The organism is Bombilactobacillus folatiphilus, from assembly GCF_023380265.1.
Lineage (GTDB): Bacteria > Bacillota > Bacilli > Lactobacillales > Lactobacillaceae > Bombilactobacillus > Bombilactobacillus folatiphilus.
The window spans coordinates 1015022-1037034 of sequence record NZ_CP093366.1 but is presented as its reverse complement, the minus strand read 5'-3'; the positions used below and the strand labels follow the sequence as shown (position 1 = coordinate 1037034).

Here is a 22013-nt window from a genome sequence, read left to right as displayed (position 1 = left end):
TTTTGCAGGGAGGAATAGCCAATGGCCGTCATCATGGATGGTAAAGTTGCAGCGCAACAAGCTGATCAAGAATTTGCGATGCGTATTCAAAAGCTGAAACAGCAAAATATAATTCCAGGTTTAGCCGTAATTTTGATAGGTGATGATGCTGCTAGTCAAGTTTATGTCCGTAATAAAGCTCGTCGCGCTAGGAAAATTGGAATTAACTATCAGTTACATCGTTTGGACCGAGGTATTACGCAAGAAGCAGTATTACAGTTAATAACGCAGCTTAATCAAGATACGCAAGTTGACGGAATTATGGTACAAATGCCGGTGCCTAAGCAAATTGATGCTAACGCAGTAATGAATGCAATTTTGCCACAAAAAGATGTTGATGGCTTTAGTTTTGCCAATATTGGCCGTTTGTGGGGAAATGCGGCTGGTAATTTTCCGGCGACACCACGAGGTGTATTACGATTGTTGCGCGACTATCATATTACTATCGAAGGTCAACAGGCTGTGGTTGTGGGGCGCAGTGATATTGTGGGAAAACCTATGGCGGGATTGTTATTAAAAAATAATTCCACGGTGACAATAGCGCATTCTAAAACACAAAACTTAGCACAAGTTACGCAGCAAGCTGATCTTTTAATTGTGGCAATCGGTCAAGCGGAATTTATCACAGCAGATTTTGTCAAACCTGGTGCAGCAGTGGTGGATGTGGGAATGAATCACAATGCTGCTGGAAAATTAGTCGGTGATGTTGATTTTAAGTCTGTGAAGCAAATAGCGGGGTATTTGACACCAGTACCTGGGGGTGTAGGACCCATGACAATCACAGGTTTGTTAGAGCAGGTTATAGTTTTGGCTGAACAGCGGGCCACTTTATGAGTGAACCTGAATATTTAACAGTTAGTGCACTGACTAAGTATTTAAAACGAAAATTTGATTTGGATCCATATTTGAATCGACGAGTCTATCTGACGGGGGAAATTTCGAATTTCCGATTGCGGCCACGTCATCAGTATTTTTCTTTAAAAGATGAACATGCAAAGATCTCAGCAATTATGTTTCAAAGTGCGTTTCAGAAATTAAAATTTCGGCCAGAAGAAGGTATGAAAGTACTAGTCTGCGGTCGAGTTTCGATTTATGAGCCCAGCGGACAATACCAAATTTATATTGATCAAATGGAGCCCAATGGGATTGGGGCTTTGTATCAAGCATTTGAACAGTTGAAGAAGAAGTTGCAAGCAGAGGGTGTTTTTGATCTGCCCAAACGCGATATTCCGCAATTTCCGAAACGCATTGCTGTGATTACTAGTCCTTCAGGAGCGGTCATTCGCGATATTATTACAACTGTTCAAAGACGTTATCCCATTGTCCAATTGGTATTGTTTCCAGCGCAAGTTCAAGGTGTACAAGCGGCGGATAGCTTAGTGAATTGTTTAAAGCAAGTCAATCAACAGGGCAATTTTGATACGATCATTATAGGGCGGGGCGGCGGTTCAATTGAGGATCTTTGGCCATTTAATGAGGAAAAAGTGGCACGTGCAATTGTTGCTTCGCAGATTCCTGTGATTTCATCTGTGGGTCATGAAACGGACACAACTATCGCTGATTATGTTGCAGATTTACGTGCGCCTACGCCAACAGCAGCTGCAGAATTAGCGACACCGGTTTTAGATGAAGTTATTAGTGGATTGCAACAGTTGCGATTAATTTTATACAAAGCAACCAAAAGTATTTTGGATCATAAGCAACAATTGTTGTTGAATTGTCAGCAAAGTTATTTGTTCCAGAATCCGCAAACTCTTTATCAGGAATATTTGCAGCAGGTAGATCAATTAACAAATAATTTGGATAACGTTGTGGTGAATCAGTTAAAAGATCAAGCACAGGAATTAAGTTTGCTCAAACAAAATTTGGTCTATCAAAAGCCGCAATTAACATTTCAAGATCAGCAATTAGCCGATTTGGGTGAACGTCTAAGAATTTATTATCAAAATGTTATTCTGCAAAATCAACAGCAAGTCCAGCATTTAATGAACACTTTAGATGATTTGAGTCCATTAAAAACTTTACGACGCGGATATGGTGTTGTGAAAAAGCAGCAGCAGCTTGTTTCAAGCGTGAGGATGGTTCAGCCACGTGATCAAATCCAAATCCAAGTGGCGGATGGTGTAATTCAGGCGATAGTGCATGAGGTTAAGGAAGAGCAAAATGGTGGAAAAGAAGCGTAGTTTTGAAGAGAATTTAGTAGATTTGCAGCAAATTGTAGCCAATTTACAGCAAGGTGATGTTCCTTTGGAACAAGCGATGGAGCAATTTCAAAAAGGAATGAAATTGAGTCAAAAATTGCAAAAAACTTTGGAACAAGCACAGGCAAAGTTGACGCAGGTTATGACGGACGATGGTCAAACCGAAGATTTTCAACTTAATAATAAAACTGAGCAGAGCGATGAACATGAATAAATTTCAAATATTACAAAATGAACTGCTAGATAATTTTAATGAATTTTTACGGCAACAGCTCATGGTTGATGTACAACAAACTCAATTACAAGAGGGTATGTTGTATTCATTGATGGCCGGTGGTAAACGCTTGCGACCGTTTTTGTTTTTAGCGACACTAGCTTCTTTAAAACCACAGCAAAAATTAACTAATTATTTTAAAGTTGCAGGTGCGATAGAATTGGTTCATACCTATTCTCTGATTCACGATGATTTGCCAGAGATGGATAATGATGATTATCGACGTGGTCGATTAACTAATCATAAGCGATTTACGACAGGACGCGCAGTTTTGGCGGGCGATGGCTTATTAACGCATGCTTTTGTCTGGTTAACGGATAACGATTTAAACTCTAAAGTTAAGGTGAAATTAGTTAAAGTGCTTGCGCAAGCGGCTGGTGTCAATGGCATGGTCGCTGGGCAAATGACAGATATTGTGCAAACGGGACATGCTTTATCCTTGGAACAAGTGGCACGGTTGGATCGCCAAAAAACTGGTGCATTAATTCAGGCAAGTGTACAAATGGGAGCTGTTTGTATGCATGCCAGCACTGAATATTGGCAACGTTTGACGGTTTTTGCGGCTAATTATGGTTTAGCTTTTCAAATTTATGATGATTTGTTAGATATTTTAAGCACCCAAAGTGCGTTAGGGAAAGACGTTGGTAAAGATCAGTTAGTTGGCAAAAATACTTATCCACAAGTATTAGGTGTAACGGAAGCAAAAAGCAAATTGCAACAAACCCTTGATGAAGCCCGCTTAGAGCTAGCAACGCTTAATTTGGAGAATAGTCCTTTGGCGGATTCGCTGGCTTATTTTCAATTGGAGGCTAAGTAATTGAGCAATTTAAAAGAGAGAGTCGATGTACTTGTTGTTCAGCAAGGCTTGACAGCTTCTAGGGAGCAAGCTAAGCGCGCCATTATGGCAGGTGAAGTATACAATGCAGATAACTTGCGTCTTGACAAGCCAGGTGAAAAAATTTTAAAAACTAATCAATTACACTTAAAGGTTGTTAAACACCAACAATATGTAGGTCGAGGCGCTTTTAAATTAGCAAAAGCTTTGCAAGTTTTTCAGATTGATTTGCAAGATTCACTTTGCTTAGATATCGGAGCATCAACGGGTGGTTTTACTGATGTAGCATTGCAAAATGGTGCACGAGCAGTTTATGCTTTAGACGTTGGTTACAATCAGTTGGCTTGGAAATTGCGTACGGATCAGCGCGTAAAAGTAATGGAGCGGGTTAATTTTCGATATAGTCAACCAGAAGATTTCATAGATGGATTACCTGAATTTGCGATGACGGATGTATCATTTATTTCGCTAAAATTAATTTTACCGCCATTAAAGAAAATTTTATTATTAAATCACGATGCGGTTTGTTTGATTAAGCCACAATTTGAAGCTGGAAAAGAAAATGTTGGTAAACATGGGATTGTTCGTGATCCAAGGGTTCACCGTCAAGTTTTAGAAGAAATTACGACATTTGCGATGACCCAAAATTTTGATGTTTTGGGATTAGATTTTTCACCTATTACCGGTAGTGAAGGAAATATTGAGTTTTTGGTACATTTAAGACTACGTTCTGAGCATGGGCAAATGAATCCCCAAATTAAAATTTCACAAGTATTAGAACAAGCTTATGCACAATTAAATGGAAATTAACGAGGGACAAAATGCTGCAAGAGTTAATTATTCAGAATTTTGCGATTATTGAAAAAGTTGATATACACTTTGATCAGGGATTGAGTGCACTGACGGGTGAAACAGGTGCTGGTAAATCCATTATTATTGATGCTTTAGGTTTGCTGATTGGAAATCGTGGATTAACAGACTATGTTCGCAGTGATAGTGCGAAGGCTGTGGTACAAGGGTTATTTGTGATTGATCAACGTAATCAGGAACTGATTCAGCAATTTTGTCAGCAAGCAGGAATTGATTTTGCAGAGCAAACTTTGATTGTTAAACGTGAATTGCATAAAAATGGGCGTAATGTTTGTAGAGTCAATGATCAACTAGTACCAGTGACGACTTTAAAATCATTAGGGCAGTTTTTGGTTGATATCAGCGGGCAAAATCAAAGTCAACAATTGTTGGATGCAACGACACATGTCCATTTGCTGGATCGTTTTGGATCTGATCAGATAACATCTTATTTAAAAGCTTATCAAACAACTTATCGTGAGTATCAAGGTGCGCGTCGGCAATATTTGAATCTGCAGCAGCATCATCAACAACGTGCGCAACAAATTGATATGCTGCAATTTCAAATTAATGAAATTGAAACAGCGCAACTAAAAGATGGTGAAGAAGAAGAACTATTGGCGCAAGAACAGCGGCTAGCGAATTTTGAAAAAATTAATCAAACTTTAACGGGTGCGCGATCCGTCTTGGATGATGCTCCTGAAAATATTTTGGATCAATTGACGCAAGTTATGAAAGATTTTCAACAAATTCAAGATTTGTCACCGGAATTTACCGAAATCACGCAAGAGTTAGAAAGTGCTTACTACGAATTGCAAGATAGCCAAGAGCGTATCAGCAATCAGTTAGATCAACAGGATTATGATCCTCGACGTTTATCAGAAATTCAGGAACGTTTATTACTGATTCGTAATTTACAACAAAAATATGGCAATTCGGTGGCAGAAATTATTCAGTTTGGTCAGCAAGCTCGACAACAGTTAGATGATTTATTACCAGCAATTCAGGATCCTGGAATTTTAAAAGAACAATTGGAAAGTTTGCAACAGCAGTTGACCCAACAAGCATCTGCACTTAACGAGCAACGTCAACAAGTAGCCCAGGTTTTAACAGAAAAAATTAGTCAGCAGTTGAAATCTATGTATATGGAAAATACAGTTTTTCATATACAATTTCAAACCGGTGATTTTACAGAATCAGGAAATCAGCAAATTGAATTTTATTTACAGACTAATCCTGGTGAAAAATTTAAGCCATTAGTTAAGATTGCATCTGGTGGTGAGTTATCGCGAATTATGTTAGCGTTAAAAACCGTTTTTGCTCAGTATCAGCATGTCGAAACTCTAGTTTTTGATGAAATTGATACCGGTGTTAGTGGTCGTGTGGCGCAAGCAATTGGCGATCAGTTGCAGCAAATTAGTCATGATACACAAGTATTATGTATTACACATCTACCTCAGGTTGCTGCAGATAGTAATCAACAATACTTGGTTAAAAAGCAAGTTCAACATCAGCACACAACTACTTTAATTGAATCCTTAAATGAGGAGCAACGAGTTGCTGTTATTGCACAGATGCTAGAGGGTAAAAAGGTAACAGCGATTACTCGGCAGCATGCTCAGGAGTTAATCAGATTAGCGCGGCAGTCTATGAACGTTCCCGACTAGCCTCTTGATAAATGGTTGAAAATGGTGCATCATGGTATATAAATATTTTTTTAATTAAAGGGTGTCTATATGTCTTCGGAAAAAGGTATGTTAATTGTCTTGTCTGGTCCTTCAGGTGTAGGTAAGGGAACTGTTCGTAAAGCGATTTTGGAGGATTCTGCTATCCAATTTAAGTATTCAGTTTCGATGACGACTCGTCAAAAGCGTATGGGTGAACAAGATGGGGTGGATTACTTTTTTCGAACTAAAGAGCAGTTTGAGACCGAAATAGCGCAAGGCGGTATGTTAGAATATGCAAAGTATGTTGACAATTATTATGGAACGCCACTGCGTTATGTTCAACAGACTTTAGACGCGGGGACAGATGTTTTTTTAGAAATTGAAGTTAATGGTGCCATGCAAGTTCGTCAAAAGATGCCTGATGGTGTGTTTATCTTTTTAACGCCGCCAGATTTGGCCAGTTTGCGCGATCGAATTATTAATCGCGGTTCGGAAGATCAGTCGACCATTGATAAGCGTATGGATAAAGCTCGTCAGGAAATCAAGATGATGTCTAATTACGATTATGCTGTTGTGAATGATCAAGTCTCAAATGCAGTACAGCGAATTGAACAAATTGTTCGTAGCGAACATTTACGTGTTCCCAGAGTTATTGATAGTTACAAAAAAATGATAGGAGACAATTAAAATGATTTCATATCCTTCAATTGATAAGTTATTAGATCAAGTTAATTCACGATATTCTTTAGCAATTTTGTCAGCTAAAAGAGCACATGAAATTGATGATGGTGATGTTGAGATGTTAGCTTCTTATGAATCACCGCGAACTGTCGGCCAAGCTTTGGAAGAAATTGCGGATGGTAAAGTCAAAATTGATCCGAACTCAATTTTGAGTGAACATAATGCTGAGCAGATTGATTACTTGGAAGAAGCTGAGCATGAACGAATGGAAGATTTAGAGAATCAATAAACTGTGGCTCCATTCAGGTGTAAATCTGATGGAGTTTTTTTGTGTAAAGAAGAGGTGAAGTAGCATTTGTACGCTCAGATCATTGTTGATGTCCCAACAAAACAAACCGATCATACATTTGATTATATGGTTCCTCTAACTGCGCAATCTTTTATTCAACCAGGTGTTCGTGTTAGTGTTCCATTTGGCCGTGGCGGTCGTTTAGTCCAAGGTTTTATAGTTAGTTTGAGTCAAGAAATTCAGTTCGCGGGTCATGTCAAAGAAATTAAAGAAATTTTGGATTTACAACCGGTTTTGAATCCCGAATTATTGCAATTATCGGATTGGTTAGCACAACAAACTTTTGCATTTCGAATTTCTTGTCTGCAAACCATGTTGCCTAGTATTATGCGTTCTAAAGCTCAAAAGTTAGTAGTTACACAAGATGAAAAAATTAAGAATTCTGCAATTTTTCAAGGGCAGTCTTTTCTTGAGTGGACAGCTGATTTGCCAACTGAGGTGCAACAACAATTAGCGTCGTGGCAAAAACAAGATTTGGTGTGGATGCAATATCAATTAAAAAATCATGCTCATCATGTGAAGCAGTTAGTTTTGCAGCGACTTGATTTTGATTATGCAGCGCTGTTACAACAGATTTCACCCGTGGCTAAAAAACAACGTCAGTTGGTAAAAATTTTCGTAGACTCTGATCTGGCAACGATTAGTTATGCAGATTTGGTGCAGAAATATCAAATTAGTAATGCGACTGCTAATGCTGCAGTTAAAAAGGGATGGTTTGTCAAGCATAATCAGGTGCGTTTACGCAATCCGATTGCCACTACAATATTCGATACCAAACCCAAGCAGCTGACCACGGAGCAACAAAATGCGGTTCAACAAATTATTTCTGCTAATGATCGTCCTATTTTATTGGAAGGTGTGACGGGTAGTGGCAAGACTGAAGTTTATCTGCAAGTTATTCAGTATTATCTAAACCAGGGTCAAACAGCATTAATGCTTGTGCCTGAAATTTCATTGACACCACAAATGGTCCAGCAAGTTTCAGGACGTTTTGGTGAGCAAGTTGCGGTGTTGCACAGTGGTTTGTCACAAGGTGAACGCTACGACGAATGGCAAAGAATTAATCAAGGGCAAGCCAAGGTAGTCGTGGGCGCGAGATCGGCTGTTTTTGCGCCACTTCAAAATTTGGGCATAATTATTATTGATGAAGAACATGAAGCAAGCTATAAGCAAGCTGATAATCCTCGTTATCATGCACGAGATGTTGCTTTGTGGCGCGGTCGGTATCATCATTGCTCAGTGCTTTTGGGAAGTGCGACCCCCAGCTTAGAATCGCGGGCACGTGCACAAAAGCAGGTTTATCAGCTCTTGAAATTAAATAAGCGCGTCTTTAATCAAGCTTTACCTGCAGTTCACATTATTGATATGCGCCAAACAAAAATGTTGTCAGACTATTTGGATTTATCACAACCAATTCTTCGAGGACTACAAACAACTTTACAAAAAAGGGAAAAAGCAATTCTATTGTTAAATCGCCGAGGCTTTGCTTCATATCTAATTTGCCGCAGTTGTGGTTTTGTACCACAATGTCCAAATTGTGACATTTCATTGACAGTTCATCTCAAAGAACAGCGGTTGCTTTGCCATTATTGTGGTTTTAGTCAGACTTTACCTCAAATTTGTCCACAATGTCATAGCGCTAAATTGCGATATGACGGAACGGGGACTCAAAAAGTTGAGCGGGAATTAGTTGAATTATTACCAACGGCTAAAATTGTACGGATGGATAACGATACAACGACGCGCAAGGGCGCACATCAAAAATTGTTAACGACTTTTGATCAACAAGGCGATATCTTATTAGGAACTCAAATGATTGCTAAGGGTTTAGACTTTCCACAGGTAACATTTGTGGGGGTCATTAATGCTGATACTGGTTTAGCAACGAGCGATTTTCGTGCTAGTGAACGGACTTTTCAATTGTTGACCCAAGTGAGTGGCCGAGCTGGACGTGCTCACAAACAAGGTCAAGTTGTGATTCAAACTTATAACCCTGATCATTATTCGATTCAATTAGCCGCTCAACAAGATTATGAACAATTTTACAGAAGAGAAATGAATTTTCGTCATCAAGCTCAATATCCGCCGTATTTTTATTTGATTAAGCTTAGCGTATCTCATAAATTGCAGGCGCAAGCATTCAAGATGGCTTATAATATAGCTAAGCAATTACGACCACTATTATTGGCGCGAGAACAACTCTTAGGACCTACTCAGCCGGCAATTGGGCGGGTTAAGCAGCGTTATTATTATCAAATTGTGATTAAATATCGACGCAATGAACAATTATTTCAGGTACTACACAGAATTATGAATGATGTGCAACAAGATAGTCGTCAAGGTTTTTTAGTGGCGATTGATCATGAGCCACAACAATTGGAGTAAGATATGACAAAAATAATTTTTATGGGAACACCTGCTTTTTCAGTAACGGTATTAGAAGGCTTGTTACAGGCACAATATGAAATTGTGGCCGTGGTAACGCAACCGGATCGGCAAGTGGGGCGGAAGAAGCGTCTGGAAATGTCGCCAGTGAAAAAATTTGCTTTAGCGCATGATTTGCTGGTGTTACAACCAGAGAAATTAAGTGGTAGTCCAGAATTAACTACTTTAATTGATTTACACCCTGATTTGATTGTTACAGCAGCATTTGGACAATTTGTCCCAACAAAGTTACTCAAAGCAGCGCAAATCGCAGCGATCAATGTTCACGGTTCTTTATTACCTCATAACCGTGGAGGTGCGCCTATCCAAAGATCAATTATGAATGGTGATCAACAAACTGGAATTACGATTATGTATATGGTAGCTCAAATGGATGCAGGTGATATTATTAGTCAGCAGTCCATTGAGATTGATCAACATGATACAAGTGGTTCATTATTTGCAAAATTGGCAATTGTGGGTCGGGATTTGTTGTTGCAAACCATACCTCAGATTGTTGCTGGCACTAATAAACGTTTTCCTCAAGATGAAAGTCAAGTAACTGTCACGCCTAATTTGAAACCTGATGAGGAACAAATTGATATTCAACAGGCTGCTGCCTACATTGATCGTCAAGTTCGTGGTTTGAATCCGGATCCAGTCGCTTACTTAATGGTAAAAAAGCAACGGGTGAAAGTTTATCAAATAAGTGTTGGTGAGCAAACGACCACGGCTAAACCAGGAACTATTGTGGAACGGACTAAGCATCAATTAGGAATTGCTGCAGGTGATAATTCAATTATTTATTTAGAACGATTACAACCAGCTGGTAAAAATGTAATGATGATTTCTGATTATTTAAATGGTAATGGAAAGGATTTACAAGTCGGTGACCAAATCAATTAAAATAACGGTTCGGAGTTTAGCCGTGCAAATTCTGACCAAAGTTCTGCATAATGGTGAATATTCGAACAAACTAATTAACGATACTTTGCAACGGAAAATTTTAAATGATGCTGATCAACGCTTGCTGAGTCAATTAGTTTATGGCGTACTGCAGCATAAATTGACTTTAGATTATGAATTAGCACTGTATATCAAAGATAAAAAACTGGTATCTTGGGTGCAAAATGTTTTGCGCGTAGCGGTCTATCAGCTAAAATATTTAGATCGGATTCCTGATCGTGCCGTTTTATTTGAAGCAACACAATTAGCTAAAGAGCAGGGCAATCCGGGGTTAGCCAAGTTGGTGACAGCGGTGTTGCGTAACTTGCAACGTCATGGTTGGCGTGATTTGGGCAAGCTAACACCAGAAGAACGATGGAGTATTGAATATAGCGTGCCCAAATGGGTTATTAAAGAATTGTTGGACCAAGTTGGTTCAGTCAAAACGAAGACAATTCTGCAAAGCTTAAACCATTCTCCAAGAACATCGTTACGTGTTAATTCAGCGAAAATAACGCGAACAAAGTTACAGGCAAGTTTGCGATCTGATGGATTAGACGTTCACCCCAGTTCAATCAGCGATTTAGCGTTGGTCAGTGATCATGGTTTTGTTGCGGGGTCTTCGTGGTTTCAAGCTGGATACTGTACGATTCAAGACGAAAGTTCAATGCTTGTGGCACCGGCTTTGCAAATTGAGTCAACTGATCATATTTTAGACGCTTGCGCTGCCCCAGGTGGCAAGACGACGCAAATGGCTAGTTTATTAAATTCTCAAGGACATGTAACGGCGTTAGATTTACATGCAAAGAAATTAAAACTAATTCAACGTAATGCTCAACGCCTGGGAGTTGCTGACAAAATTACGACAGAAGCTTTAGATGCTCGTCAAGTTGGTCAAAATTTCTCATCTAATAGTTTTGATCGCATTTTAGTAGATGCACCTTGCTCCGGTTTTGGTTTAATGCGTCGGAAACCCGAAATTCGGTACGGAAGGCAGTTAGCTGATGTTAAAAATTTAGCAAAAATCCAACAAGAAATTTTGTCGGCTGTGGCACCTTTATTAAAAGTACAAGGCTACTTAGTTTATAGTACTTGTACTATTTTCGAACAAGAAAATTCGCAGGTGATAGAACAGTTTTTGGCTACACATTCTGATTATCGTCGAGTGTTGGTTTATACCCACGAAAATTTAGAAAAAAATATTTGTGATCAAATGTTGAAAATTTATCCAGATGATTATCAAACGGACGGTTTTTTTATTGCTTGTTTACAAAGGGTGAAATAATATGCAAATTGCATTTAGTACAGATATTGGTAAGCATCGAAAAACTAATCAAGATGATGTACAAGTTTATCAAAATCAGTGTGGTGTGACTTTAGCATTGGTGGCTGATGGAATGGGGGGGCATCGCGGTGGTGACGTTGCTTCTGATATGGTTATTCGACATTTTGGGCTGGCATTTGAACAAAATCAAGTTAGAGATATTCGGGCTTTGTCGCATTGGACAAATGATTTTTTAATTCAAGAAAATCAGCGCGTGATTGATGCTGCCAACCGAAAGACCGAATTAAATGGTATGGGGACCACAATTGTTGGGGCATTTGTTTTTCCTGATCAGGTAGCGGTCTTTAATGTGGGCGATAGTCGATGCTATTTATTCAATGCTGGCAAATTGCGCCAGGTTAGTTTTGATCATTCGCTGGTGAACGAACTATTGGTGGCTGGTGAGATTACGCCTGAAGAGGCACGAACTTTTCCTAATAAGAATATTATTACGCAAAGCTTGGGTGTTTCTGCAGATGTTAAGCCTACGTTTGGTTTTTTTGATTTAATTGAGGACTCACAAATTTTATTATGTAGTGATGGTTTGACAAATATGTTGTCAAATCATGAATTGCAGGAAGTTTTAAAATTAAAATTATCTCCTCAACAAAAGTGTGACTTGTTCATTCAAAAGGCCAATCAAGCTGGTGGCTTAGATAATATTACAGCCTTGGTCATTGATTTAGCACTTGATAGCGAGGATGAAACGAATGATTAATAAGGGAGATCTGATTGCAGAACGCTATCTTATTTTAGATGCTCTTGGCGAGGGCGGTATGTCAAATGTTTATTTGGCTGAGGATACCTTTTTACATCGTAAAGTAGCTTTAAAAAGTTTGCGGTTAGATTTAACTGACAATCAGCAGTTTCGTGAACGCTTTCAACGTGAATCTCGCACTATGAGTGAGCTATCCAGTCCATATATCGTTAATATTTTAGATATCGGTGATGATAATTTTCCGTATATTGTGATGGAATATGTCCAAGGGCCTAGTTTAAAAAAATATTTACGACAAAATTATCCGTTAGCACAACAAAAAATTTTGGATTTAATGCATGAAATTTTACAGGGTGTGAGTGTGGCGCATAAACACGGAATAATTCATCGTGATTTAAAACCGCAAAATGTTTTTATTACTACTCAAGGCCATGCGAAAGTCGGCGATTTTGGTATTGCATTGGCTTTAGGTGAGCAGTCCATTACGCAATCTGATTCTACGATTGGCTCAGTTCATTATATGGCCCCAGAACGCGTTCGTGGTGCACAGGCAAATATTCAGTCGGATATTTATTCTTTAGGAATTATTTTATTTGAAATGTTGACAGGACACTTGCCTTTTGATGCAGAAACTTCGTTAGCTGTGGCGGCCAAACATTTTCGTGAACCGATCCCTGATCTTAGTCAAATTGATGCTTCCATTCCCACACCTCTGCAAAATGTTGTTTTAAAAGCAACTGCGAAAGATCCCAATCAGCGATATGGCACTGTGGAAGAAATGGCCCAAGATTTAGCGACTAGTTTGGATATTGCTCGTCAAAAGGAACCATTATTTGTGCCGGATCTTCTTCCTAACTCTAACGATGAAGAAACCAAAGTTTTGACCAGTATGGATCACTCAACTTTAAGTCATTCTTCTAAAAAGCCGGAACATGAGAATCAATCCCAAGCGTCTAAAACTAAACATTGGTATCAACAATCGAAATATCTCTTGGGAATTTTGGGTTTAGTTGTGATATTTATTAGTTGTTTGCTATTTTGGAATTGGTATAATCGTAAAGAAGTCAAAGTACCGGATGTTTCTGATTTGAGTTTGAATCAAGCGCAAGCTGTTTTGAATAATTCTGGTTTGAAAGTAGGGCAAATTAGCCATCAGTCGAGTGCTAAAGTTAAAAAGCATAATATTATTCGTTCTTTGCCCCCAAAAGGCGGGCGTTTAAAATCGGGAACAAAAGTAAATTTGATTCGTAGTACCGGCCCCTTGAAACGTTCTGTTCCTAACGTTGTGGGGATGAATTATTACGCTGCAAAGCAAAAATTGAAGCGAGCTGGTTTTAAAGTTAAGCGTGAAAATCATTATTCAAGTATGGTGAATGCAGGTAGTGTGATTAGTCAGGCCCCCAAAGCTAATCATAAGAAAATTTCACAGAAAAAAACAATTCATTTGCGCGTCTCATTAGGTCAGAAAAATCATGGTTTTGTGGTTAAAGACGTGACTGGGTATAATTTGCGCGGTGTTCAAGATTATGCTAACGAAGAAGGCCTGCATTTGGTGATGCATACGGTGGTTTCTGATAATATTGACAAGGGATTGGTTGTTTCCCAGAATCCAGTGGCTGGCAGTCGAGTATTACGTGGCGCTGATTTAGTTGTGAATCTGTCTAGTGGTCCTGTGCCAGACAATAGTAACGATAGTAAACAGCCGGTATCCCATCCGGATTCGTCAGATATCCAGAATGTTTCACGAACAGTGAATGTTCATTATGATAGTCAGTCTAATAGTGGAAGTAATGTTGTTAAAATTTATATCAAAGATGCTAATCATAGTTTGACGGATGTTTATCAAACGTTAAATATTACCTCTGATACACCGGTTACTATTAATTTACAATTGAATAAAGGACAAAGTGGACAATATATTGTGGAGCGTGATGGACAAACTGTTGATTCACAAGTTGTAACGGCTAATTAAAATGGAAATAGGAAAAATCATTAAGTCAAATAGCGGTTTTTATGATGTTAAAACGCAAACTGGACAAATTGTACGTACTCGTGCACGCGGCAATTTTCGTCAACAAAAAATCAAACCACTAGTGGGTGATATCATTGAATTTGAGCAAGATTATATTTTGAAAATTAAACCCCGAAAAAATGAAATTATTCGCCCATTAATTGCTAACGTGGATCAAGCTTTAATTGTTATGTCAGCTGTACAGCCAACATTTTCGAATAATTTGTTAGATCGTTTTTTAGTTAATCTGCAAGCGCAAAAAATTAAACCATTAATTTATTTAAGTAAAACTGATTTGACACCGCCAACTGATTTAGCGATCATTCACCAACAATTGTTCTATTATGAGCGCTTTGGTTATCAAGTTTTTGACCAGCAACAAATGTCAGAGCTAAAGATAGCCTTATCACAATTTGAAACTGTGGTCACAGGACAAACAGGGACTGGTAAATCAACCTTAATCAATCGACTGCTTCCAAACTTAAAATTAAAGACGGATGCAATATCTGACAGTCTTCATCGTGGTAAACATACGACGAGATTGGTAACTTTATATCCATTTCAAGACGGTTTGATTGCAGATACGCCAGGTTTTTCTTCCTTGAAATTTCAGGGAATTACGAAAGAACTATTGCCACAATTATTTGTTGATTTTCAATATTTTCAACCATTTTGTAAATATCGAAGTTGCTTGCATTTGAATGAACCTGATTGTGCTGTGAAACAGGCAGTGCACGAGCAAAAAATTTTGGCAAGTCGTTATGATAATTATTGTCAGTTTCAAGAAGAATTGGCACAAATTCGGCCTGTTTATCAAAAAATATCTAATAAAAAAGAGGGAAAAAGATGACCAAATCAATGATTGCACCTTCTATCTTGAGTGCTAATCCGCTAAACTTGCAAGATGATTTAGATACTGCCATTTTAGGTGGAGCGGATATGTTTCACATTGATATTATGGATGGTATGTTTGTACCACATCTGACTTTTGGTCCAGATTTGGTGGCAGCTATTCGTGCTACGACAGCACTGCCATTAGATGTTCATTTGATGGCGGAGCATCCCGAAAATTATGTACCGCAATTAATTCAGACACGCGCGGACTTGATTAATTTGCATGTGGAAAGTACGGTTCATGTTTATGATCTAGTCCAACAGATTCAAGCCGCAGGTTTAAAAGCCGGAATTGTCTTGAATCCAGCTACAGCCGTTTCGAGTATAAGTCCGTTGTTGCCTTTAGTTGATAATGTATTGGTGATGACCGTTAATCCGGGATTTGGTGGTCAACAATTTATTGTGCCTATGTTATCAAAAATTGAGGAGTTGGCACAGTTGAAAATAAAACATCCAGAGTTTAAATATACATTAGAAGTTGACGGTGGCATTAACGAACAAACGATTAAAAGTTGCCAACAAGCTGGTGCTTCAAGTTTTGTAGCAGGTTCGTTTATTTTTGATCATGACATTGTGGCGCAAATTAAATGTTTGAAGCAGGCGATTGATTGTGAATAAAGTTAACATTATGTTAGGAAGCAGTCAAAATTTACCCTGCAGTCTTAACCAAATCTCAGGTACTTGGATTGGCGCAGATCATGGCAATATTACTTTACTTCAAAACGAGATTCTGCCACAGATCAGCGTTGGTGATTTTGACTCATTATCATCTGTGGAATTGGCTTGGTTGGAAGCTAGTGTTTCAGATATTCGATATGCGAAGCCCGAAAAAGATTTTACAGATTCTCAAGCTGCAGTTTTTATCGCATTAGAAGATTTGGCAGCACAACAAGTTGATATTTATGGCGCAACCGGTGGTCGATTAGATCATGAAATGGTCAATGTTTTATTACCTTTAGATGTGAACGTCGTCGATCTGCCTAAAATTCGATTGATTGATTCTCAAAATGTGATTACTTATTATCATCCTGGTTCATATTCCATCACAAAGCTTGAGCAGACCAAGTATCTATGCTTTTTAAATTTAGTTGCGGTTAAGGCTTTAACCATTCAAGGCGCCAAATATCCGCTGGCTCCTACCGATTTTGAACGTCCAGTATCATTATCAAGTAATGAATTTATTGGAGATCAGCCAGTATATTTTAGTTTTAAAAGTGGTACGGTTGCTGTTATTCAATGCAGTGATTTAATTTAGGTCAAAATAAAAAAGCTACCGTTAACGGTAGCTTTTTTATTGCTTTAATTAAACACGAGTTACTTTACCTGATTTTAAAGCACGAGTAGAAACCCAAACACGCTTAGGCTTACCGTTCACTAAAATCCGAACTTTTTGTAAATTAGCTTTCCATGAGCGACGTGATGAATTTAAAGCATGGGAACGTTTGTTTCCAAAAGTTGTCTTACGTCCAGTAATAATATCTTTAGCCATGGGACAAACCTCCTTGTCCTATATACTTTCCATTACAGAATACTTTAACAATGGTATCATTTACTTATAAAGAAAGCAAGTATCAATTCAAGTGATTTTACTTGACACCGATATCGTCTGTTTTTTATTATCACGCTATGATAAAATTTGTTACGAATAGATTATGAAACGGGGTGTGAGATTTGGCAGTCACTATTCAAACCAAATACGGACAAGTTGATATTTCCAATGAAGTTATTGCTTCAATTGTTGGCTGTGCGGCGACAGATATTTACGGTATCGTCGGAATGGCTAGTAAAAATCAAATTCGCGATGGTGTTAATGAAATTCTTAATCGTGATAATTATACCCGTGGCGTGGTGGTACATCAAAAAGATAATAAGACGATTGTGGACGTTTACATTATTGTAGGCTACGGTGTCAAAATTTCTGAAGTTTGTCGGAATGTCCAAAATAAAGTTAAGTATAATTTAGAAACAATGTTAGGCGCACCCACAGCGAAAGTGAATGTCTATGTGCAGGGAATTAAGATTTTAGAAGAAGATTAATTGGAGGAAAATTCAGTGGTGCTTGAAAAAATTACAGCTCATGAATTTATTGATATGATTCGTCTAGGATCACATCGCTTAGAAAAAAATGCTCAATTTGTGAATTCATTGAATGTGTTCCCGGTTCCCGATGGTGATACGGGTACTAATATGAATTTAACTTTTCAATCTGGTTATAAAGCTGTTAATGAGGCGGATACTAAGCATGTTGGTGAATTAGGTCAAGTTTTAGCCAAGGGGCTTTTGATGGGAGCCCGTGGTAATTCGGGAGTCATCACATCACAAATTTTTCGGGGTTTTAGTAAAAGTATTGAACAAAAGGACAGTCTGACACCCAAGGATTTGGTCCAAGCATTTGCGAGTGGTGTCCAGACAGCCTATCAAACAGTGATGAAACCTGTTGAAGGTACAATCTTGACGGTGGCGCGTGGTGCGAGCGAAGCAGCACAAGCAGTTATTGATCAAGCGACGAGTATTGAGCAGGTGATGCAAGCAATTGTCCAGGGAGCCAAAGTCGCTTTAGCAACAACACCTGATTTGTTACCTGTTTTAAAGGAAGTGGGAGTCGTTGATTCTGGTGGTCAAGGTTTAGTTTTTATTTACGAAGGTTTTTTGCAAGCTGTTGGTGGCTCGGTGACGGATGATCAAGCCTATCAACCGGATGCGCAAGAAATGGATGAGATGCTCAATGCTGCGCACCATCAATCAGTGCAAACGCAATTTAGTAATGATGATATTGCCAATGGTTTTTGTACCGAGATTATGGTGAATTTGGGCGAGCAGCCTACTAGTGATGAAAGATTCGATTATGAAACGTTTCAACATACTTTGAGTGAAATTGGTGATTCTCTGTTAGTTGTCGCAGATGAGGATGTTGTTAAAGTTCATGTTCATACGCAACGTCCACAACAAGTTTTCACTTATGGCCGTAAATTTGGCAGTTTGGCTAAGATTAAAATTGATAATATGCGCATTCAGCATGAAACCATTATTGAAAATGACGAACCAAAAGTTGTCGCCGAGCCGATTGATTATGCTGTGATTGCAGTTGTTTCGGGAATTGGTTTAGAAAAATTGTATCAAAGTTTGGGGGTCACGACGGTTATTAGTGGCGGTCAGACGATGAATCCGTCTACTAATGATATTGTTGAAGCAATTAAAAATAGTAATGCCAAAAGAGCTATTATTTTGCCTAATAATGGCAATATTGTTATGTCTGCTAAACAGGCTTGCAAAGTAGTCAAGATTCCCACCGTGATTGTTCCTAGCAAGTCGATTGCTCAGGGAATGACGGCGTTATTGTCATTTGATGAAAATACTGATTTGGAAACGAATCAGCAAATGATGACAGAAGCTTTGGCGACTGTTAAAAGCGGGCAAATTACGCATGCAGTTCGAGATAGTGAAGTTGGCACTTTAAAGATTAAAAAAGATGATTTAATTGGAATTGTTGATGGCGAAATTGTCATTAATGGTGATGATGTAGTGCAAGTTTCGTTAGCAATGTGTCAAGTTATGCAAGATGAAGATAGTGAAGTGGTGACGATCTTAGTCGGTGCTCAAGGTAATCAAGAAACAGCTCGGCAAATTTCACAGGCCATTGTGAATGATAATTCAGAATTGGAAGTAGAAATTCATCAAGGTGATCAACCAGTTTATCCTTATTTGATTGCCGTAGAATGATAATCTTGTTGAGACAGTGTGATTAGCTATGCAAAAACTTTTACAGTCAGTTAATTATTTAAATGGTGTTGGTCCTAAGCTTCAGCGGACTTTGTCTGAACTGGGAATTATTACAATTTATGACTTATTGTATTATTTTCCACGACGTTATGAAGATTTAGTTGTGAAAGATCCTCAAGATGCGAACGATCAAGAAAAATTAGTTTTAAGAGGAATTATTGCAGCACCTGCTTTATTGAAACGTTTGGGAGGAAAAAGAACTCTGGTCATCGTGCGGTTGTTGATTGATAATGAAACAATTCCGGTGACTTTTTTTAACCAACCATGGCTAAAAAAGCAATTAGAAACGGGACGAGAATTGGCAATTTATGGACGTTGGGATGCGACCAAAAGATCGCTAATAGGTATTAAAATTATTCAAGCATCGAGCTCAACTGAGCGACTTGATGCTATTTATCCAACAGGCAAGCATTTATCACAAAAAATTTTGGTTAAATTGATTAAGCAAGCGATCACGCAGTATCTACCATTTGTGCATGATTTATTGCCGTCGTCTTTGAGACAAGAGTATCATTTACTTTCAGATGCGGATATAATTGTAGGAATTCATTTTCCTCGGACTAAGCAACAGGCACAAGCAGCAAGACGCAGTGCTAAATTTCGAGAATTATTTTTATATAGTTTACGCCTTTGTGCTTTGAAAGTTTCTCAAGGACAGGATAAACACGGTGTTGCTCAAGCAATTAATAATGATTATGTAAAACAATTTTTGCGTCAGTTTGATTTTGAATTGACGGGTGCACAGCGAAGAACTTTAAAAGAAATTTTACAAGATTTACAGGTTCCTCGACCGATGAATCGTCTTTTGCAAGGCGACGTTGGTAGTGGTAAAACCGTCGTGGCGGCAGCAGCAATGTTTGCTTCTGTAACGGCAGGTTTTCAAACTGTATTGATGGTACCTACGGAGATTTTGGCTCAGCAACATTATCAAAAATTGGCGCCATTATTTGCCAAATTTCAAATGACTACAGCTTTGTTAACGAGTTCTTTGACTGCTAAGCAAAAACAGGAACGTTTAGCGGCAATTAAGACTGGTCAGTTTAATATTGTTATTGGAACGCAAGCATTGTTTCAAAAAGATGTGGAGTATAAAAGGTTAGGCTTAGTTGTAATTGATGAGCAACACCGTTTTGGTGTCCGACAACGCCAAATGCTGCGGCAAAAGGGTGGCGAGCCTGACTTATTGTTGATGACTGCGACCCCGATTCCTAGAACATTAGCGATTACTTATTACGGAGAAATGGACCTATCAGTAATTGATGAGTTGCCAGCGGGTCGGCAAATAGTGAATACGTACTGGTTGCGTTCTAGTAAGTTCGAGCAAGTGCGTCATTTTATGGCAAAGCAATTACAGCAACAGGCGCAAATTTTTGTTGTAGCAGCTTTGGTTAATGATTCTGATAAAATAGAATTGGCAAGTGTGCAGACTATTTATCAAAAGTTGCAACAACAATTTCCGCAACAAAAAGTTGGCTTATTGCATGGTCAATTAGCTGCAGATAAAAAAGATCAGATTATGCAAGATTTTCAAAAGCACAAAATAGATATTCTGGTAGCCACGACAGTCATTGAAGTTGGTGTGGATGTACCCAATGCCTCCGTCATGGTGGTGATGAATGCAGAGCGTTTTGGTCTATCACAATTACATCAATTACGTGGTCGTGTTGGCCGGGGGTTAAAGCAATCCTACTGTATTTTAGTGAGTGATCCTCCTAATCAAGTTGCCTTGCAGCGATTAAAAATTATGACGCAAACGAATGATGGTTTTAAATTAGCTCAAAAAGACTTGGAGTTAAGAGGTAGTGGTGACTTTTTTGGTAAAGAACAATCAGGAATGCCACAATTTGAAATTGCAGATCCTGTTGCAGATGTTAAAATGTTGGATATTGCCTATCAAAAGGCACGTTATTTGATAAGGGATGATCCGCAGTTGGCACAGCATCCTGATTTACAAGAATATTTACAAATGAAAACAATCAATAATTTAGATTAGTGAGGTTAAGTTAATGAAAATAGCAGTTGATGCTATGGGGGGCGATCATGCCCCACGAGTACTGGTCGAAGGTGTGCAACGTGCAAGAGACGAGTATTCAGATTTAGAATTTATATTATTTGGTGATGAGAAAGCAATCAAGAAATACTTGCAAGATTCAGATCGGATTGAAATCGTGCATACGACGACGCAGATTTTAGGAACAGATGAGCCGATGAAGGCAATTCGTCAGAAGAAAGATTCATCGATGGTTTTGGCGGCCCAAGCTGTTAAAGATGGGCAAGCCGATGCTATGATTTCTTTGGGAAATTCTGGGGCTTTATTAGCAGCTGGTATTTTTGTAGTGGGTCGCTTAAAACACATTGCACGTCCAGCCTTGATGCCAACAATGCCGATTTTGAATCAAGAGCATGGTTTTGTATTTTTGGATGCGGGGGCTAACGCCGAGGTTAAAGTTTCCTATCTACAACAGTGGGCAGTGATGGGCTCGTTTTATGTTAAAGATGTCATGAATATTGAACATCCGCGGGTTGGTTTGTTAAATAATGGTAGTGAATACGATAAGGGTGACAAATTGCATCAAGAGGCTTATCAAGCATTGAGTGAATTAGAAGGGATTAATTTTGTCGGCAATGTTGAAGCTGACCAGATTTTGACGGGTCCCGCTGATGTGGTGGTGACTGATGGTTTTACGGGAAATGCGGTGCTGAAATCGCTGGAAGGGACAGCTTCTACTGTCATCAAGGAATTAAAGATATCATTGTTGAACAATGGGCTTCGGGCTAAAATAGGGGCTTTGTTAGCTAAACCAGCCTTAACATCAATTAAGTCTCTGTTTGATGTTTCTAGTTACGGTGGGGCCGTGTTGTTAGGCACTAAAGTACCGATTGTGAAATCACATGGCTCCTCAGATGCGCGCACAGTATATTATGCCTTAGCTCAATTAAGAATGATGTATAATAAAAAGATGCTTGAAAAAGTAATGAATTATTTTGATCAAGAACCAGTTAATAAAAATTAGGAGCGATT

The 22013-nt window shown here is 38.6% G+C and carries 21 protein-coding genes; 20 read left to right on the top strand and 1 reads right to left on the bottom strand.

Annotated features, from left to right (window positions below; translation table 11 throughout):
• Positions 1-21: 21 nt before the first annotated feature.
• From MOO45_RS05260 to MOO45_RS05185, 16 genes are all read left to right on the top strand, one after another.
• Entirely contained in the window at positions 22-873 is an 852-nt protein-coding gene (locus MOO45_RS05260; protein ID WP_249513897.1) for a bifunctional 5,10-methylenetetrahydrofolate dehydrogenase/5,10-methenyltetrahydrofolate cyclohydrolase, read from the top strand.
• A complete protein-coding gene (gene xseA / locus MOO45_RS05255) occupies positions 870-2222 on the top strand; it encodes an exodeoxyribonuclease VII large subunit (protein ID WP_249513896.1) in 1353 nt (450 codons plus the stop codon). Before MOO45_RS05260 ends, xseA begins: the two co-directional genes overlap by 4 nt.
• Positions 2203-2454 carry an exodeoxyribonuclease VII small subunit gene (locus tag MOO45_RS05250; protein WP_249513895.1) on the top strand — a complete coding sequence of 84 codons (252 nt, stop codon included), beginning with the start codon at positions 2203-2205 and terminating at the stop codon, positions 2452-2454. Before xseA ends, MOO45_RS05250 begins: the two co-directional genes overlap by 20 nt.
• Entirely contained in the window at positions 2447-3331 is an 885-nt protein-coding gene (locus MOO45_RS05245; RefSeq protein ID WP_249513894.1) for a polyprenyl synthetase family protein, read from the top strand. Before MOO45_RS05250 ends, MOO45_RS05245 begins: the two co-directional genes overlap by 8 nt.
• Positions 3332-4159 (top strand): TlyA family RNA methyltransferase, encoded by an 828-nt coding sequence (locus MOO45_RS05240; RefSeq protein WP_249513893.1) that lies wholly within the window; start codon positions 3332-3334, stop codon positions 4157-4159. It begins immediately after the preceding gene.
• Between the two features lie 11 nt (positions 4160-4170).
• On the top strand, positions 4171-5865 hold the full coding sequence (recN, locus tag MOO45_RS05235) for a DNA repair protein RecN (RefSeq protein ID WP_249513892.1): 1695 nt from the start codon (positions 4171-4173) through the stop codon (positions 5863-5865).
• 69 nt (positions 5866-5934) lie between these two features.
• On the top strand, positions 5935-6552 hold the full coding sequence (gene gmk, locus MOO45_RS05230) for a guanylate kinase (RefSeq protein WP_249513891.1): 618 nt from the start codon (positions 5935-5937) through the stop codon (positions 6550-6552).
• A 1-nt stretch (position 6553) separates the two neighbouring features.
• Positions 6554-6835: a DNA-directed RNA polymerase subunit omega gene (gene rpoZ / locus MOO45_RS05225; RefSeq protein WP_249513890.1), complete on the top strand. Its 282-nt coding sequence runs from the start codon at positions 6554-6556 to the stop codon at positions 6833-6835.
• 126 nt (positions 6836-6961) lie between these two features.
• Entirely contained in the window at positions 6962-9280 is a 2319-nt protein-coding gene (gene priA, locus MOO45_RS05220; protein WP_249515171.1) for a primosomal protein N', read from the top strand.
• Between the two features lie 3 nt (positions 9281-9283).
• Positions 9284-10225: a methionyl-tRNA formyltransferase gene (gene fmt / locus MOO45_RS05215; RefSeq protein ID WP_249513889.1), complete on the top strand. Its 942-nt coding sequence runs from the start codon at positions 9284-9286 to the stop codon at positions 10223-10225.
• Positions 10209-11549, top strand: coding sequence for a 16S rRNA (cytosine(967)-C(5))-methyltransferase RsmB (rsmB, locus tag MOO45_RS05210; protein ID WP_249513888.1), 1341 nt, complete (start codon positions 10209-10211; stop codon positions 11547-11549). Before fmt ends, rsmB begins: the two co-directional genes overlap by 17 nt.
• 1 nt (position 11550) lies before the next feature.
• A complete protein-coding gene (locus MOO45_RS05205; RefSeq protein WP_249513887.1) occupies positions 11551-12306 on the top strand; it encodes a Stp1/IreP family PP2C-type Ser/Thr phosphatase in 756 nt (251 codons plus the stop codon).
• Positions 12299-14278, top strand: coding sequence for a Stk1 family PASTA domain-containing Ser/Thr kinase (gene pknB / locus MOO45_RS05200; RefSeq protein ID WP_249513886.1), 1980 nt, complete (start codon positions 12299-12301; stop codon positions 14276-14278). The genes MOO45_RS05205 and pknB overlap by 8 nt, the downstream gene beginning before the upstream one ends.
• Before the next feature lies 1 nt (position 14279).
• Positions 14280-15167 carry a ribosome small subunit-dependent GTPase A gene (gene rsgA, locus MOO45_RS05195; protein ID WP_249513885.1) on the top strand — a complete coding sequence of 296 codons (888 nt, stop codon included), beginning with the start codon at positions 14280-14282 and terminating at the stop codon, positions 15165-15167.
• Complete coding sequence (rpe, locus tag MOO45_RS05190; protein WP_249513884.1) at positions 15164-15829, top strand: ribulose-phosphate 3-epimerase; 666 nt, start codon at positions 15164-15166, stop codon at positions 15827-15829. Before rsgA ends, rpe begins: the two co-directional genes overlap by 4 nt.
• On the top strand, positions 15822-16466 hold the full coding sequence (locus MOO45_RS05185) for a thiamine diphosphokinase (RefSeq protein WP_249513883.1): 645 nt from the start codon (positions 15822-15824) through the stop codon (positions 16464-16466). Before rpe ends, MOO45_RS05185 begins: the two co-directional genes overlap by 8 nt.
• A 48-nt stretch (positions 16467-16514) precedes the next feature.
• Here the strand turns inward: MOO45_RS05185 and rpmB are convergent, their stop codons facing one another.
• Entirely contained in the window at positions 16515-16700 is a 186-nt protein-coding gene (gene rpmB / locus MOO45_RS05180) for a 50S ribosomal protein L28 (protein ID WP_249513882.1), read from the bottom strand.
• A 182-nt stretch (positions 16701-16882) separates the two neighbouring features.
• Between rpmB and MOO45_RS05175 the strand changes: the two genes are divergently transcribed.
• From MOO45_RS05175 to plsX, 4 genes are read left to right on the top strand one after another with little or no spacing between them, the layout of a single operon-like run.
• On the top strand, positions 16883-17248 hold the full coding sequence (locus MOO45_RS05175; RefSeq protein ID WP_249513881.1) for an Asp23/Gls24 family envelope stress response protein: 366 nt from the start codon (positions 16883-16885) through the stop codon (positions 17246-17248).
• A 15-nt stretch (positions 17249-17263) separates the two neighbouring features.
• Complete coding sequence (locus MOO45_RS05170; protein ID WP_249513880.1) at positions 17264-18931, top strand: DAK2 domain-containing protein; 1668 nt, start codon at positions 17264-17266, stop codon at positions 18929-18931.
• A 28-nt stretch (positions 18932-18959) separates the two neighbouring features.
• Positions 18960-20984, top strand: coding sequence for an ATP-dependent DNA helicase RecG (recG, locus tag MOO45_RS05165; RefSeq protein ID WP_249513879.1), 2025 nt, complete (start codon positions 18960-18962; stop codon positions 20982-20984).
• 13 nt (positions 20985-20997) lie between these two features.
• Positions 20998-22005, top strand: a complete 1008-nt coding sequence (gene plsX, locus MOO45_RS05160; protein WP_249513878.1) for a phosphate acyltransferase PlsX — start codon at positions 20998-21000, stop codon at positions 22003-22005.
• The last annotated feature ends 8 nt before the right edge of the window (positions 22006-22013 follow it).